Origin of the sequence: Trichocoleus sp. DQ-U1 (assembly GCF_039961925.1) — a bacterium.
In the GTDB taxonomy this organism is placed as follows: Bacteria; Cyanobacteriota; Cyanobacteriia; order Cyanobacteriales; family FACHB-T130; genus FACHB-T130.
Window position 1 is genome coordinate 1 of sequence record NZ_JAMPKB010000002.1, and the last position, 13,498, is coordinate 13,498.

Annotated in this window: 13 protein-coding genes, 1 tRNA gene and 1 pseudogene; 7 read left to right on the top strand and 8 right to left on the bottom strand. The window is 46.5% G+C overall.

Going from position 1 to position 13,498, the window contains the following annotated elements; translation table 11 throughout:
• Positions 1-90: pseudogene (locus NDI34_RS01050) on the top strand (IS5/IS1182 family transposase); the annotation flags it as partial.
• A gap of 193 nt (positions 91-283) precedes the next feature.
• On the opposite strand, the gene NDI34_RS01055 reads toward NDI34_RS01050, so the two are convergent.
• Positions 284-355: transfer RNA gene (locus tag NDI34_RS01055), tRNA-Thr, on the bottom strand.
• 332 nt (positions 356-687) lie between these two features.
• Between NDI34_RS01055 and NDI34_RS01060 the strand changes: the two genes are divergently transcribed.
• The 4 genes from NDI34_RS01060 (at position 688) to NDI34_RS01075 (ending at position 4,036) form a co-directional block, all read left to right on the top strand.
• On the top strand, positions 688-1,827 hold the full coding sequence (locus tag NDI34_RS01060; protein WP_190427914.1) for a sulfate ABC transporter substrate-binding protein: 1,140 nt from the start codon (positions 688-690) through the stop codon (positions 1,825-1,827).
• A gap of 135 nt (positions 1,828-1,962) precedes the next feature.
• Positions 1,963-2,820, top strand: coding sequence for a sulfate ABC transporter permease subunit CysT (gene cysT, locus NDI34_RS01065; protein WP_190427910.1), 858 nt, complete (start codon positions 1,963-1,965; stop codon positions 2,818-2,820).
• Positions 2,810-3,691, top strand: coding sequence for a sulfate ABC transporter permease subunit CysW (cysW, locus tag NDI34_RS01070; protein WP_190439852.1), 882 nt, complete (start codon positions 2,810-2,812; stop codon positions 3,689-3,691). Before cysT ends, cysW begins: the two co-directional genes overlap by 11 nt.
• Positions 3,692-3,790: 99 nt before the next feature.
• Positions 3,791-4,036 carry an NIL domain-containing protein gene (locus tag NDI34_RS01075; protein ID WP_348231672.1) on the top strand — a complete coding sequence of 82 codons (246 nt, stop codon included), beginning with the start codon at positions 3,791-3,793 and terminating at the stop codon, positions 4,034-4,036.
• A gap of 58 nt (positions 4,037-4,094) precedes the next feature.
• Here the strand turns inward: NDI34_RS01075 and NDI34_RS01080 are convergent, their stop codons facing one another.
• Complete coding sequence (locus NDI34_RS01080; RefSeq protein ID WP_190412815.1) at positions 4,095-4,742, bottom strand: response regulator transcription factor; 648 nt, start codon at positions 4,740-4,742, stop codon at positions 4,095-4,097.
• A gap of 201 nt (positions 4,743-4,943) precedes the next feature.
• Entirely contained in the window at positions 4,944-5,396 is a 453-nt protein-coding gene (locus NDI34_RS01085; protein WP_348231592.1) for a ferredoxin, read from the bottom strand.
• A 305-nt stretch (positions 5,397-5,701) separates the two neighbouring features.
• Here NDI34_RS01085 and groES point away from each other — a divergent pair, with 305 nt between their 5' ends.
• Both groES and groL read left to right on the top strand, forming a co-directional pair.
• Positions 5,702-6,013 carry a co-chaperone GroES gene (gene groES, locus NDI34_RS01090; RefSeq protein WP_190412813.1) on the top strand — a complete coding sequence of 104 codons (312 nt, stop codon included), beginning with the start codon at positions 5,702-5,704 and terminating at the stop codon, positions 6,011-6,013.
• 121 nt (positions 6,014-6,134) lie between these two features.
• The gene (gene groL / locus NDI34_RS01095) at positions 6,135-7,772 is read left to right on the top strand and encodes a chaperonin GroEL (RefSeq protein WP_190412812.1); all 1,638 of its coding nucleotides are present in this window, start codon (positions 6,135-6,137) and stop codon (positions 7,770-7,772) included.
• Between the two features lie 112 nt (positions 7,773-7,884).
• On the opposite strand, the gene NDI34_RS01100 is transcribed toward groL, so the two are convergent.
• From NDI34_RS01100 to ilvD, 5 genes are all read right to left on the bottom strand, one after another.
• Positions 7,885-8,298: a hypothetical protein gene (locus NDI34_RS01100; protein ID WP_190439850.1), complete on the bottom strand. Its 414-nt coding sequence runs from the start codon at positions 8,296-8,298 to the stop codon at positions 7,885-7,887.
• 62 nt (positions 8,299-8,360) lie between these two features.
• Positions 8,361-9,035 carry an STM3941 family protein gene (locus NDI34_RS01105; RefSeq protein ID WP_190439848.1) on the bottom strand — a complete coding sequence of 225 codons (675 nt, stop codon included), beginning with the start codon at positions 9,033-9,035 and terminating at the stop codon, positions 8,361-8,363.
• Positions 9,036-9,483: 448 nt separating this feature from the next.
• Entirely contained in the window at positions 9,484-10,083 is a 600-nt protein-coding gene (locus NDI34_RS01110) for a hypothetical protein (RefSeq protein ID WP_348231593.1), read from the bottom strand.
• Positions 10,073-11,404 (bottom strand): cytochrome P450, encoded by a 1,332-nt coding sequence (locus NDI34_RS01115; RefSeq protein ID WP_348231594.1) that lies wholly within the window; start codon positions 11,402-11,404, stop codon positions 10,073-10,075. The genes NDI34_RS01110 and NDI34_RS01115 overlap by 11 nt, the downstream gene beginning before the upstream one ends.
• 109 nt (positions 11,405-11,513) lie before the next feature.
• Complete coding sequence (gene ilvD / locus NDI34_RS01120) at positions 11,514-13,199, bottom strand: dihydroxy-acid dehydratase (RefSeq protein ID WP_348231595.1); 1,686 nt, start codon at positions 13,197-13,199, stop codon at positions 11,514-11,516.
• Positions 13,200-13,498: the final 299 nt, after the last annotated feature.

A 13,498-nucleotide genomic window follows, 5' to 3' on the forward strand; every position in this document is an offset into this window, starting at 1 on the left:
GGACGTTATCGCAATCGCAGGCAGAGATTTGGTTTGCGCTTAAACCTAATTGCTGGCTTGCTGAACTACGAACTGGCACATGCCTCCTGATTCATGCAGGAGGTCTATTGTAGAACTATTTCGCCGCTGGGTTTTGGGCTTATAGCGCAACTTTTCGGCAACATCCCCCGCAATACGAACGCGCCCAACCTGCCTTCGCTAATTGAAAATATCAGTAAGTGGATTAGAGCGATCTCACTCCTAAATCTGCCAACGCGATCGCGATTCAAATTTCTTGAAAAAAAGCTGGTGACAAGATTTGAACTTGCGACCGGCTGATTACAAATCAGCTGCTCTACCCCTGAGCTACACCAGCAATCAATGTATAGAATAGCAATTTTTGAATTAAATATCCAGTCCTTTCAGTATTAATACTCAATTCAATTTTAGAAAAACGAGTCTTATAAATTACTCGGCTGATTTGGGTTGGAGTAGCGAACTGACAAGTCAGCGCGAGGCTAACGCCTCGCTTCGCTGGTTTCATGCCCAAAGGGCTGTACGCGATCGCCCTCCCCTTCCTCTCAACCAAACCTCTGGTTGAAATTTCGCGGAACTAGACACAAACGTTCTTAGTTGCTGTAAAATCTATGTTCGTACCCAAAATTACGGTATCCCGACCGATGTACCGGGGATTAAAGGAGAGCGTTCATGCGTTTGTGGCAAATTACTCGGCTTAAGGCACTTCAACCGTGGAAACAACAGACAGCCAGATGGCTAAAGGTCACTTCCCGGAAGGGTTTTGTGTCTATGTTCCTGTTGGGGATGAGTTTAAGCGTAGCGATCGCATCTTGCGCCCCCAGCAACTCTAATTCCCCGACAACTACTGCTCCAGGTAGTGCTAGTCCCGCGGCAAAAACCGGCGATGCACAAGTAACCCTCGTCTCCTACGCAGTGACTCGCGCCGCCTACGAAAAAATTATTCCCCAGTTCACTGCTAAGTGGAAGCAGGAACGCAACCAAAACGTTACCTTCAACCAAAGCTATGGTGGATCTGGCTCCCAAACCCGTGCCGTAATCGATGGTTTAGAGGCGGACGTTGTAAACCTGGCTCTCGCTCTTGATACCGAGAAGATTGAGAAAGCCGGGTTGATTGAAACTGGTTGGGAGAAAGAAGCACCGAATGGTGCAATTGTCACCAGATCTGTTGCAGCACTGGTTACTCGCGAGGGCAATCCTAAAGGAATTAAAACCTGGGCAGACTTAGCCAAAGATGGCGTGCAAGTCATTACAGCTAACCCCAAAACTTCTGGTGGCGCTCGCTGGAACTTCTTAGGTTTATGGGGTTCTGTGACCAGAACGGGTGGTGATGATGCTAAAGCCCAAGAATTGGTCACTAAAGTTTACAAGAATGTCCCCGTGCTACCGAGAGACGCCCGCGAAGCCAGCGATGTCTTTTTCAAGCAAGGGCAGGGAGATGTTTTAATCAACTATGAAAACGAAGTAATATTGGCTGGACAAAACGGTCAGAAACTGCCTTATGTCGTGCCCGATACGAATATCTCCATCGATAGCCCTGTCGCCGTTGTGGACAAAAACGTTGACAAACACGGCACAAGAGAAATTGCAGAAGCGTTTGTCAAGTTTCTGTATACCCCAGAAGCCCAACGAGAATTTGCCAAGGTGGGATTCCGACCCGTTGATCCGACAGTAGGGGAAGAAGTCGCGAAGCAGTATACCCCAGTTAAAACTCTCTTCACCGCTCAAGATTTAGGGGGCTGGGACGAGATCCAGAAGAAGTTTTTTGATGACGGAACAATTTTTGACAAAATTCAAGCTGGTGGCAGATAAAGACTGACTAGGAGCTAATTGCTAATTGCGTCACGATCAACCAACAAAAGATTAAGATTCGTTAGCAATTAGCCACTAGTAAAACCAAGAACAAGTACCAAATTTCATCATCCTTATAATCCTGGATACTTTCCTATGGCTGTATCGGCTCCTCCTCAACAAACTTCTGTGTCGAAAAACCCATTTCACCAGATAACCAGTATGTCCTGGCCTTGGCGGATTACTTTGGGGTATCTCACCTTCATGCTTATCCTGCCCGTGTCTGCTCTTCTGTTGAAAGCAAGTACAGAGAAACCGATTGATTTTTGGAGGATTGCTACCAGTCCCGTCGCTCTTGCGACCTACGATGTCACCTTCATCACAGCCTTGATTGCGGCACTGCTGAATGGGGTGTTTGGCGTTTTGATTGCTTGGGTTTTGGTTCGCTATGAGTTTCCATTCAAACGGTTCATTGATGCAGCCATTGATTTGCCTTTTGCGCTGCCTACTTCAGTCGCGGGTTTGACACTGGCAACGGTCTACAGCGAGAACGGTTGGATTGGTTCCCTGCTAGCACCTTTGGGGATTAAGGTGGCATTCACGCGATTGGGAGTGGGGATCGCGATGGTGTTTATCTCCTTGCCATTTGTGGTGCGAACCTTGCAGCCTGTATTGCAAGAAATGGAGCATGAAATTGAAGAAGCCGCTTGGTCTTTGGGAGCCTCTAAATTTCAGACCTTTTGGCGGGTTGTTTTGCCACCTTTAATGCCAGCAATTTTAACAGGTGTAGCGTTGGGATTTGCCCGTGCTGTTGGAGAATATGGCTCGATCGTAATTGTGGCGGCGAATATACCCTTTAAGGATTTAATCGCATCAGTGTTGATTATTCAGCGATTGGAACAGTATGACTATTCAGGAGCAACGGTGATTGGCACCGTCTTATTAGTAATTTCGCTGTTAGTTCTAATCGTAATTAATCTTTTACAAGCGTGGGGACGACGGTATGAACTCTAATGTAGCAGGGAAGTCTTTTAATCCAGATTCAAAAACGCCTCAAGTCTCCTCAATCCAGAAGGAAAAAAGCTGGGTAAAATTTGTTTTGATTGGGGTAGCGATCGCTTACTTAGCTGTGATTCTGTTCATTCCAGCCATCAACGTCTTTGTGCAAGCATTTAAGGGAGGGATTGGCCCCTTTATACACAATCTGACGGAACCCAACTTTCTTCATGCTGTAAAGCTGACTATCTTGATCGCCCTAATTGTCGTACCGATGAATGTCGTGTTTGGACTCTGTGCAGCCTGGGTGGTCGCACGACATCGATTTCGGGGTCGAACCTTTCTCATCAGCCTTTTAGACATCCCCTTTGCCGTATCCCCAGTCGTCGCTGGACTGATGATCGTGCTGCTCTATGGACGCAATGGTTGGTTTGGGTCGCTGCTAGCGGCAGCAAACATAAAAATTATTTTTGCCGCGCCTGCAATGATATTGGCGAGCGCATTTATTACGATGCCTTTTGTCGCCCGTGAAGTGATTCCCGTTTTGGAAGAAGCTGGTTCGGATCAAGAAGAAGCGGCTAAAACGTTGGGTGCGAATGACTGGCAAATCTTCTGGCGCGTCACTCTGCCGAATATTCGCTGGGGTCTCCTCTACGGCGTCATTTTGACCAACGCCAGAGTCATGGGCGAGTTTGGTGCCGTCTCGGTTGTATCTGGCAATATTGCGGGCAAAACTCAAACCCTGCCGTTGTTTGTGGAGGAAGCTTATAAGCAATACCAGACTCAAGCATCTTTCTCAGCCGCCGTTCTGCTTGGCGCACTCGCGTTAGTGACCCTGGTCTTGAAAGAAATTCTAGAGCGTAAAACCAGTATTAAAGATGTTGAATAGGAGGAATTGAAGACTATGTACAGTACAAATGACTTGCCTGTAAATACCTCTAAACCAGCTCAATCTACGACTGGGCACGAAGATAACAGACCTACTAAAATGCGTGTCAGAATCCGCATTCCCAAGGAATATCAGGAAGATCCAATCATCTCACGACTAGTCTCTCACCACGGTGTCACAGTTAATATTGCTGCTGCCCTTTTAGGAGCCAACGCTAGAGATGATGGCTGGTTTGACCTAGAACTCTCAGGATCGACTCGCCAACTTCAAAGCGCCTTAACTTATTTGAATGAACTGGATCTAGAACTGTGGGGCAAATCTAACAGCGAACAAGATGGGTGGTAACGAAAATTTAAAAAGGCAAAATTAATAATTGAAATTATTAATTTTGCCTTTTTATTTGTTAAGCCATATTACTCTCAATCGCCCAACGAGCTAACTCCGTGCGGTTATGGAGATTCGTTTTACCTAACATATTGGATACGTGGCTCTCAATCGTGCGCTGAGAGACGTTCATCTGCTCAGCAATTTCTCGATTTGCCATACCTCTTGCCACAAACTGAACTACTTTCAGCTCGGTCGGGGTTAATTCTACAGTGTCAGGTACCTGGAGTTTCGACCCTCCTTCGGTTCCTCTAGCTGGATGATGAATTAGGCGAGTGGCCTGCTTAAGAGAAGATTCCACTTGCGCCACCAATTCTTCAGGCTCAAAGGGCTTGACCATGTAGACATCTGCCCCAGTATTGAGACCCTTGACTCGGTCTTGACTTTGACCTTTCGCTGAGAGGAATAGAACTGGAATCCAGCTGATGCGGGGATCTTCTCTGACGTGTTGCACAAGGGCAATTCCGTCCATCTCTGGCATCATGACATCACAGATAATCATGTCAGGAATATCATGCTCTAGAACTTCCAGTGCTTCCCGACCATTTTCAGCGGTGATGACTTCGTACCCCCGAAATTCCAGGTAGTCCTTGACCAGCAAAATCAGGTTGGGGTCGTCATCAATCAGCAACAGTCGTTTGTTATCTCTTATACTGGTGTCTTTCATGCTGTGCCACTCGCCAAGCCTGGAATTGTGAAAATTTAAACCGTTTTGTACGTATAGTTTACGTTTTTTTCAGCACCCTGCTGCACCGACTCCTACTAAGTCTAGGCAATTCCTATAATCTCTTTTTAGAAAATTATAGTCACTGACATGGGTCACAACGACGAAAATCTAGTAGGTACACGGAAGAATATAACGTAGCTACTATGTTACTGTATAGGGTTTTGGTAGTGGATGAACTAAGAAAGCGTATTCTTGCACAATTTTGTTGCCAATCAGATGTTCTTGGATAATCCGCTCAATGACTTCAGGAGTCGCTCCACGATACCAAACACCATCTGGGTAAACGACTAGAATTGGGCCTTGGGAGCAAACTCGCAGACAGTTTGCTTTGGTGCGGAAAATGCAAAGAGGGCTTTTGTCGGAAGGCTTGTCTAGTTTTAGCTCTTTAAGTCGCTTTTTCAAGTAATTCCAAGATTCTAAACTGGTTTCCTTGGAGCAACACTGGGGTAAGGTTGGATCGGCACAGATGAAGACATGGCGCTGAATTTGATTCAGTCCCAAGGTCTGCACACAAGCGGCGAGAGCATTTGGGTCTGGTGCTTGACAAGTTTCTGGAATTTCAGGGCTAGATTCAGCCACTGTGTTTTCAGTCATTATTTATTTGATTTCCTTGGAAGAAGCGAGATATCCGTTTTTTAGGAGATTTTAGCGGTTCCAATTTTTTTTAGCAGATTGAGTGCGATCGCGCTATGCCATCCCAATGACTAAAGCTATCTTTGTGTCTTAAGCATTTCTACTAAAGTCTTCCGACAACCGGATAAGTTCGGGAACCCGTACAAAGAATTTTGTTGCGATCGCACACTGGTTGGGCTAAATTAGCACTCAGAGGTTGAGAGTGCTAATTCTCAACGAACGAATCGTGTGTCTTGAGTCAAACCTGTAATAGGAGCGAAGTTTGTATGGCAGCTGTATCTCTAAGCGTATCCACTGTTAAGCCGCTGGGCGATCGCGTTTTTGTGAAAGTGAGCGCTGCTGAAGAGAAAACCGCTGGTGGAATTCTTCTTCCTGATAATGCCAAAGAAAAGCCTCAAGTGGGGGAAGTCGTCGCTGTGGGACCTGGCAAGCGCGATGACAAAGGCACTCGTGTTGAGTTGGAAGTCTCTGTGGGCGACAAGGTTCTCTACTCCAAGTACGCTGGCACAGACATCAAACTCGGCACAGAAGAGTACGTTCTGCTCTCAGAGAAGGACATTTTAGCAGTCGTTTCATAAAGTTATGAGTTCTGAGTTGAGAGTTCCGAGTTAAAAACATCTGCTTAACTCAACACTCAAAACTCAACGCTCAACACTCCTTCAAAACTCAAAACTCAAAACTCAAAACAACTGAGGAACTATGGCTAAGCGCATTATTTACAACGAAAACGCTCGTCGCGCCCTGGAAAAAGGGATGGACATCCTAGCTGAAGCTGTGGCTGTCACTCTCGGCCCTAAAGGCCGGAACGTGGTACTAGAGAAGAAGTTCGGCGCACCACAAATCGTGAATGATGGTGTCACCATTGCCAAAGAAATTGAATTAGAAGATCACGTTGAAAACACGGGTGTTTCCTTAATTCGTCAAGCCGCTTCTAAGACCAATGATGCTGCTGGTGATGGCACCACGACTGCAACCGTTCTCGCTCATGCAATTGTAAAAGAGGGCTTGAGAAACGTTGCTGCGGGTGCAAATGCAATTTCTCTGAAGCGCGGGATTGACAAAGCCACTGGCTTCCTGGTGGAAAGAATTGCCGAACACGCCAAACAAGTAGAAGATTCCAAAGCGATCGCTCAAGTTGGTACCATCTCTGCTGGTAACGACGAAGAAGTTGGTCGGATGATCGCTGAAGCGATGGATAAGGTGGGCAAGGAAGGCGTCATCTCCCTGGAAGAAGGGAAGTCCATGACCACCGAACTAGAAATCACCGAAGGGATGCGCTTTGACAAAGGCTACATCTCTCCCTACTTCGCTACCGACATGGAGCGGATGGAAGCGGTTCTGGAAGAGCCTTTCATCCTGCTGACCGACAAGAAAATCACGCTTGTCCAAGACTTAGTGCCCGTTCTGGAGCAAGTCGCTCGTGCTGGTCGTCCTCTGATCATTATCGCTGAGGACATCGAGAAAGAAGCTCTGGCAACCCTGGTAGTTAACCGCCTGCGGGGTGTGCTGAATGTGGCTGCTGTCAAGGCTCCTGGTTTTGGCGATCGCCGCAAAGCAATGCTGGAAGACATTGCCGTTCTCACTGGTGGTCAGCTGATCACCGAAGATGCTGGTCTGAAGCTGGAAAGCACCCGGTTAGAAATGCTGGGCAAAGCTCGCCGCATCAACATCACCAAGGACAACACCACAATTGTCGCTGAAGGCAACGAAGCTGCTGTGAAGTCTCGTTGCGAGCAAATCCGCCGTCAAATGGACGAAACCGATTCTTCCTACGACCGCGAGAAGCTGCAAGAGCGTCTAGCTAAACTGGCTGGTGGCGTCGCCGTCGTCAAAGTGGGCGCTGCGACCGAAACCGAAATGAAGGACAAGAAGCTGCGTCTGGAAGATGCCATCAACGCGACTAAAGCTGCTGTGGAAGAAGGGATCGTTCCTGGCGGTGGCACAACCCTAGCTCACCTGACTCCTCAACTGGAAGAGTGGGCAACTGCCAACCTGAAGAATGAAGAGTTGACAGGTGCGATGATTGTTTCTCGTGCTTTGGCTGCTCCTCTGAAGCGGATTGCTGAGAACGCCGGTCAGAATGGCGCTGTCATTGCTGAGCGCGTCAAAGAGAAGGACTTCAACGTCGGCTACAACGCCGCGACGAATGAGTTCGTCGATATGTTTGAAGCCGGTATCGTTGACCCTGCCAAGGTGACTCGTTCCGCTCTGCAAAATGCCGCTTCTATCGCTGGCATGGTGCTGACAACCGAGTGTATCGTGGTTGACAAGCCTGAGCCGAAAGATGGCGCTCCTGCGGGTGCTGGCGCTGGCATGGGCGGCGACTTCGACTACTAATTCTCTGTTGGGTTAGGGTGTGCGCGATCAATCGTGCCCACCCTACAAACCTGCTAATTTTGAAGGGCAACTATTTTAGAGTAGTTGCCCTTCGTTTTTATGATAATGATACTCAGTTCAATCTAGAGTCTTTTTCTGCCATTTCAATAATTTCGTCTCGCAGAGCTTGTACTTTGTCCCATCCCATGAGGCTACCACCTCTCCTCGTAAGTTCTATGACTTTATAGCGAAAAGCTTTGAAAGTTTCATTATCAGTATCCTTACTTGGATGGTGGATTAACAACAGGGAAAGCCACCTAGAAGACTCAGCAAAGTCAACTCCTTTCTGACCACCTTCTTCAAAACCTTGTATATACCTCATTAGGTTATAAATGCAGTTACTATATATTTCCTGTAGCTGCTCTCGCTGCCACTTTTCTTTTTCTCTACGCAATTGAAATTTGTTGTTGATTAAGGATGCAACTATAGCAGCACCAGCACCAACTAAAGCACCTAAAAGACTGAAGATACCTACTTCTATCTTCATAAAACTTTACTAATCAATCTCCAGTTCTTCAAATATTTTGTATTTAAACACTATGATTACTTCTATGTGGTAAAGGCCTTACGATATTGCTCTAATAATTCAATAAACTCTGAGGCAGAGCGGTCAAGGTCAGCCCAACTTAACAAAATATCATATCCATAGGTTTGTCTACTCCAGAGCATTGCTTCTACCAAGTTACCAACTTTCCCAAAACTTTTAAGCGCATTAACAGGATTTGGATGACCTTTAAGTACCGACCAAATTTTTACAAAACTAGGCACATCCAGTGGCACCTCTAGTACTAAAGTTCCAAAGCTTAATAATTTTAAGTATGGTAGACTGTTCATCCAATAATTTACTAATTCAGGAGACATATTATTAATGTAGTTATCATAGTTTTTCAGGCGTAAGCCAACTAACTTAGTTCCCTCTAATCTAGCGATTCCTACGCTCTCAATATCCCGCCAATAAAGTATAGATTTTCCATAGAGGGTAATCTGCTGTAACCCCTCACGAGTCAATACAATACTAACTGGGCGTTTAAGTAGTTTAGGAACAGTAACTATACCACCTCCACCAAAGAAAACAACACCCAAAACTCCCCCCAAAATAGCTTTAGGTTGACCTGACCCCATCATAAACAAGCCTATGATGGAGAATACTGTGCAGCTAACAGCCAGTAGAATAGCATTTTGCTGGCTATTAGGTTTAACCTCAAATCGCTCTGGTACTGTCATATATACTCATTTGAAAATATGGTTAAAAATGGTTATGTATCAATCTTGGTAATTTCGTATTTTTAGACAAGTGCGTTCTCTTTTATCATCACATCTACATCTCTACACGGTTTATATAGCAGTTCTCGGTCATGTACCGTACCTTCTCAAAACTGAAAAGCTTAATAATCAGGAATTTTTGCGTACCTCAACCATGTAATAACCGCTATAGCATGGTTTAAAATCTGTTTTTAGATTCTTTGGGCGGTAAATTTGCTGGGTTGTCAGAGTCATCTTGCCATTTCAGAGCTTTACTGGCAATATAATGGCTCAGCTGACTCAGAGAATTTTCATCAAAAACATATTTATAGAGATGGGATTAATCTGGTCTCAACTAGGGTTGCACTCATACTAATTCGGTAATTTTGTTTATAAATCGCTCATAAATTACTTAACCTCCCTTCACTTTTCAAACTTCTATATTAATTTTGTCTGAAGCGAGGATAGTTGCCACTTCTTGTAAAAGCTCGTTTTGTTCTTTTTGAATTGCTTCTAGCCTAGAAGCAATCTCTACCAGTCGTTGCTGTTTATCTTGCTGAGTTGGTGGAGAATTTGAATCCGGTAAAGCTGGGATTTCAGCGTTCTTAGCACCCGTTAACTGTTTGAAAGCTAAGCCTCCAAACTTGGAGATTGATTGAAAACTAACTCCAAATAAGAGCTGAATTAGCTTAAAAGGAGCTTTCAATATTGATAAGCTAGTTGTTTCAATTAAGCGACCGACAGCTTTGATTAAGCTCCCTGCGATCGCTATCGCAAATAACAAAATAACTAAGCTTACAATTGGGTGATTCGTCCCCCAGATGAATACCTGAAGTAGCCGCAAGACGGAGAGGTGAGCTTGCAGCCACTCATTGATAGAAGAAGCGATCGCTGTTTGAATTGGATTAGACATAACACCACCAGAGCTAAACGCTTTTTGCTGCGTTTGTTCGTATAGAGCCTTTGGTTCCTCAATTGTGATGTTATCGTTTTCCCGAACAAGTGCGATCGCGTCACACCTATGTTTCACATAGCACTTGCAACGGTTGAAACCGAACGCGCAGCCTATCTCTTGGGTGGCTGGTGGGAATCTCTACTGAATCTAGGCGTTGATTTGGTAATAGTTCCCACTGATAACTGCGTAGTAAGTGGGCGGCTACAATTTTCATCTCCATTTTCGCAAATGCTATCCCAATACAAATTCTCGGCCCACCACCGAAACCAATTAAACTAAAGGGACGCTGCTTGTGTTCTTGCCGTTGGGGGCTGAAGCGGTCGGGATCGAAACGCTCTGGTTCGGGGTAAACCGTTGCTAGTCGATGAGTCCCGATAATCGAATACACCGCCTGCCACCCAGATGGAACTTGAAAGCCATTAAACTCAAATGGTTTGACGACACCGCGAAAACCACCCCCGACGGGCTGATGCAGTCGTTCAGTCTCGCAGAGAATTTGGTCTAGATAAGGCATTTGCCCTAATTGTTCTAAATTCACCCCTCCCCTAGCCGCAAGCTGCTGCTGTTCTTCCCTGGCGCGTTGCAGAACCTCTGGGTGACGGGCTAACTCCAGGCACAACCAAGTCAGCATTGAAGTGGTCGTTTCATGCCCAGCGAAGAGTAACAGCATCGCTTGGGCGCGGATTTCCTTTTCGCTCATGCCGTTACCGTCTTCATCCTTAGCTTGTAATAAAAGGCTGAGAACGTCTTTAGTCGGATGTTGCTGGCGATCGCGTACCACGTTGCCCAAATGCTCTAAGATTTCGTTACGGGCCGCGATCGCTTTCCCAAACTGCGTAAACGGCAAAGGCAGCGGATTGACGGCAAACAGCCCATTCGTTAGTCTTGTAAACAACTGGCTCAAACGAGCAGCTTCTGGCCCTGGATTCGTACCCAGCAATAATTGACTGGCAATATCAAACGTTAGCAGTTTGAATTCATCAAACCAGGTAAATTCCTGTTTCTGCTGCCATTTTTCGAGATAGCTTTGCGTAATTGACTCCATTGTGGCAACGTAGTTTCCTAACGCTGCGCCATGCAAAGCTGGCATCATCAGGCGGCGATTTCTCCGATGCTCCTCGCCATCTTGCACAAATAGTGATTCGCCCAGCAGCATTTTAAAATTGTCGGGCCACCCCTGCTGCCACGAGAAACAATCCATGTGGCTGGAGAGAACAAATTCAGCTGCCTCTGGCCCCACCATAAAAACCGTAGGTTTGCCAATAACATGACTCTTAAAGATAGAGCCATATTGCTGATAGCGCTTTTCGATAAATTTGGGGTCGAACACAAACGCGAGTGTTTCGCCAAGTACCGGCAACCCCATCCTACCAGGAGGAAGTTTATCGCTGTTCATTATTTTTAATCTGCGTTAAAAGTTATAAAAAAATGAAGTATAAAGAGAAACTTCAGGGTTCTTCTTTTATACTTCATTTTTTGGTTTATCTAACAGTTAAAGACTGTTTTCAACCCAAATCTAAATCCGTCACGGCACCGACACTGCTAGAAGAAACTAACTTGGCATATTTTGCCAGTACGCCAGTTGTATAACGCGGTTTAGGCGGTTGCCAAGCAGCGCGACGACGCTCTAGCTCTTCATCGGGTAGATGAAGGTGTAACAGGCGATCGCGTGCATCAATTGTAATCGTATCGCCTTCTTCCACGAGCGCGATCGCGCCTCCTACAGCCGCCTCTGGGGCTACGTGACCGACAACCATGCCGTAAGTCCCACCAGAGAAGCGTCCATCGGTAATCAAGCCAACAGCATCCCCTAATCCCGCACCAATCAGGGCAGAAGTGGGAGCCAGCATTTCTCGCATTCCAGGACCACCCTTGGGACCTTCGTAGCGAATCACCAGGACATCCCCACGGTTGATCTTGCCAGCCAGAATGGCTGCTAAAGAAGCTTCTTCAGATTCAAATACCCGCGCTGGGCCTGTTATTGAAGGGGTTTTGACGCCGGTAATTTTGGCGACAGCCCCTTCCGTTGCCAGATTGCCTCTCAGGATGGCTAGGTGCCCTTGAGCATACATCGGGTTATCCCAGGGACGGATAACATCTTGGTCAGCACGGGGCTGTTCTGGGACATCTGCCAAGACTTCAGCAATCGTTTGTCCGGTGATGGTCAGGGCGTCCCCATGTAGCAAATCGTGTACCAGGAGCATCTTCATCACCTGGGGAATTCCACCGGCTTTGTGGAGGTCAGTGGCGACATACTGACCGCTCGGCTTGAGGTCGCACAAAACTGGAACGCGGGCGCGAATGATTTCAAAATCATCCAGACATAATTCGACGCCAATTGTATGAGCGATCGCGAGTAAGTGCAGCACGGCATTCGTAGAACCGCCCACTGCCATAATTACAGAAATGGCATTCTCAAACGCTTTTCGGGTAACAATCTGTCGCGGTAAAAGTTGTTTTTTAATTGCCTCTACTAGGACAAAAGCAGATTTCTCAGCACTTTCTGCTTTTTCAGCATCTTCTGCTGCCATTGTGGAAGAATAAGGCAAGCTCATCCCCATCGCTTCAAAAGCGGAAGACATTGTATTGGCAGTGTACATTCCGCCGCAAGAACCGGCACCCGGACAAGCCTTGCGTTCTACTTGCAGCAACTCATCCGTGTCTATTTTTCCGGCGCTGTGTTGCCCCACCGCTTCAAAAGCACTCACAACCGTCAAATCGCGCCCGTTGTGATGTCCCGGTTTAATCGTACCGCCATACACGAAAATAGCCGGAATATTCATCCGAGCGATCGCAATCATCGCTCCGGGCATATTCTTATCGCAGCCCCCAATTGCCAGCACTCCATCCATACTCTGCCCGTTGCAGGCAGTCTCAATCGAATCGGCGATGACTTCCCGCGACACCAGGGAATACTTCATCCCTTCGGTGCCCATCGAAATGCCGTCGCTGATGGTAATCGTGCCGAACATCTGAGGCATCGCCCCAGCCACCTTGGCTCCAGCTTCAGCCCGTTTCGCTAAATCATTTAACCCCATATTGCAGGGGGTAATGGTGCTGTACCCATTGGCAATTCCCACAATGGGTTTCGTAAAATCCTCATCTCCAAAACCAACAGCACGTAACATAGCCCGGTTGGGCGATCGCTGTACGCCTTGGGTGACGACTTGGCTTCTCAAATTCTCCGGCATTCTCTGTCCTTAAGATTGCTTTTCGGTGGATCGGCTATTCTCTTTGCAGGTTAGGTGTTTGAGAGAAGGTCTCCCCATATAACTAGATTACAGGAATCTTCCTGTCAAAGAGCTACCCGCTGACAGCTACCAGGTGGCAGCTATTTTGTAACAATTAGAGTTAATTGAGCGGAGTTGAGCGCTCAAGTTAGGAATAAGATTCAGTAGCTAGAGATTAACCTCTAGTTCTAATGATTATTTAGGAGTTTCCAGCCTTGTAAATCTTTGATAGAAAATGCGCGAACTAACAAGTCAGCGCT

Excerpts from the sequence above, each read along its gene's own strand:
- NDI34_RS01060 (WP_190427914.1), top strand. The coding sequence starts at position 688 with ATGCGTTTGTGGCAAATTACTCGGCTTAAGGCACTTCAACCGTGGAAA.
- cysT (WP_190427910.1), top strand. The coding sequence starts at position 1,963 with ATGGCTGTATCGGCTCCTCCTCAACAAACTTCTGTGTCGAAAAACCCA.
- cysW (WP_190439852.1), top strand. The coding sequence starts at position 2,810 with ATGAACTCTAATGTAGCAGGGAAGTCTTTTAATCCAGATTCAAAAACG.
- NDI34_RS01075 (WP_348231672.1), top strand. The coding sequence starts at position 3,791 with ATGCGTGTCAGAATCCGCATTCCCAAGGAATATCAGGAAGATCCAATC.
- NDI34_RS01080 (WP_190412815.1), bottom strand. The coding sequence starts at position 4,742 with ATGAAAGACACCAGTATAAGAGATAACAAACGACTGTTGCTGATTGAT.
- NDI34_RS01085 (WP_348231592.1), bottom strand. The coding sequence starts at position 5,396 with ATGACTGAAAACACAGTGGCTGAATCTAGCCCTGAAATTCCAGAAACT.
- groES (WP_190412813.1), top strand. The coding sequence starts at position 5,702 with ATGGCAGCTGTATCTCTAAGCGTATCCACTGTTAAGCCGCTGGGCGAT.
- groL (WP_190412812.1), top strand. The coding sequence starts at position 6,135 with ATGGCTAAGCGCATTATTTACAACGAAAACGCTCGTCGCGCCCTGGAA.
- NDI34_RS01100 (WP_190439850.1), bottom strand. The coding sequence starts at position 8,298 with ATGAAGATAGAAGTAGGTATCTTCAGTCTTTTAGGTGCTTTAGTTGGT.
- NDI34_RS01105 (WP_190439848.1), bottom strand. The coding sequence starts at position 9,035 with ATGACAGTACCAGAGCGATTTGAGGTTAAACCTAATAGCCAGCAAAAT.
- NDI34_RS01115 (WP_348231594.1), bottom strand. The coding sequence starts at position 11,404 with ATGAACAGCGATAAACTTCCTCCTGGTAGGATGGGGTTGCCGGTACTT.
- ilvD (WP_348231595.1), bottom strand. The coding sequence starts at position 13,199 with ATGCCGGAGAATTTGAGAAGCCAAGTCGTCACCCAAGGCGTACAGCGA.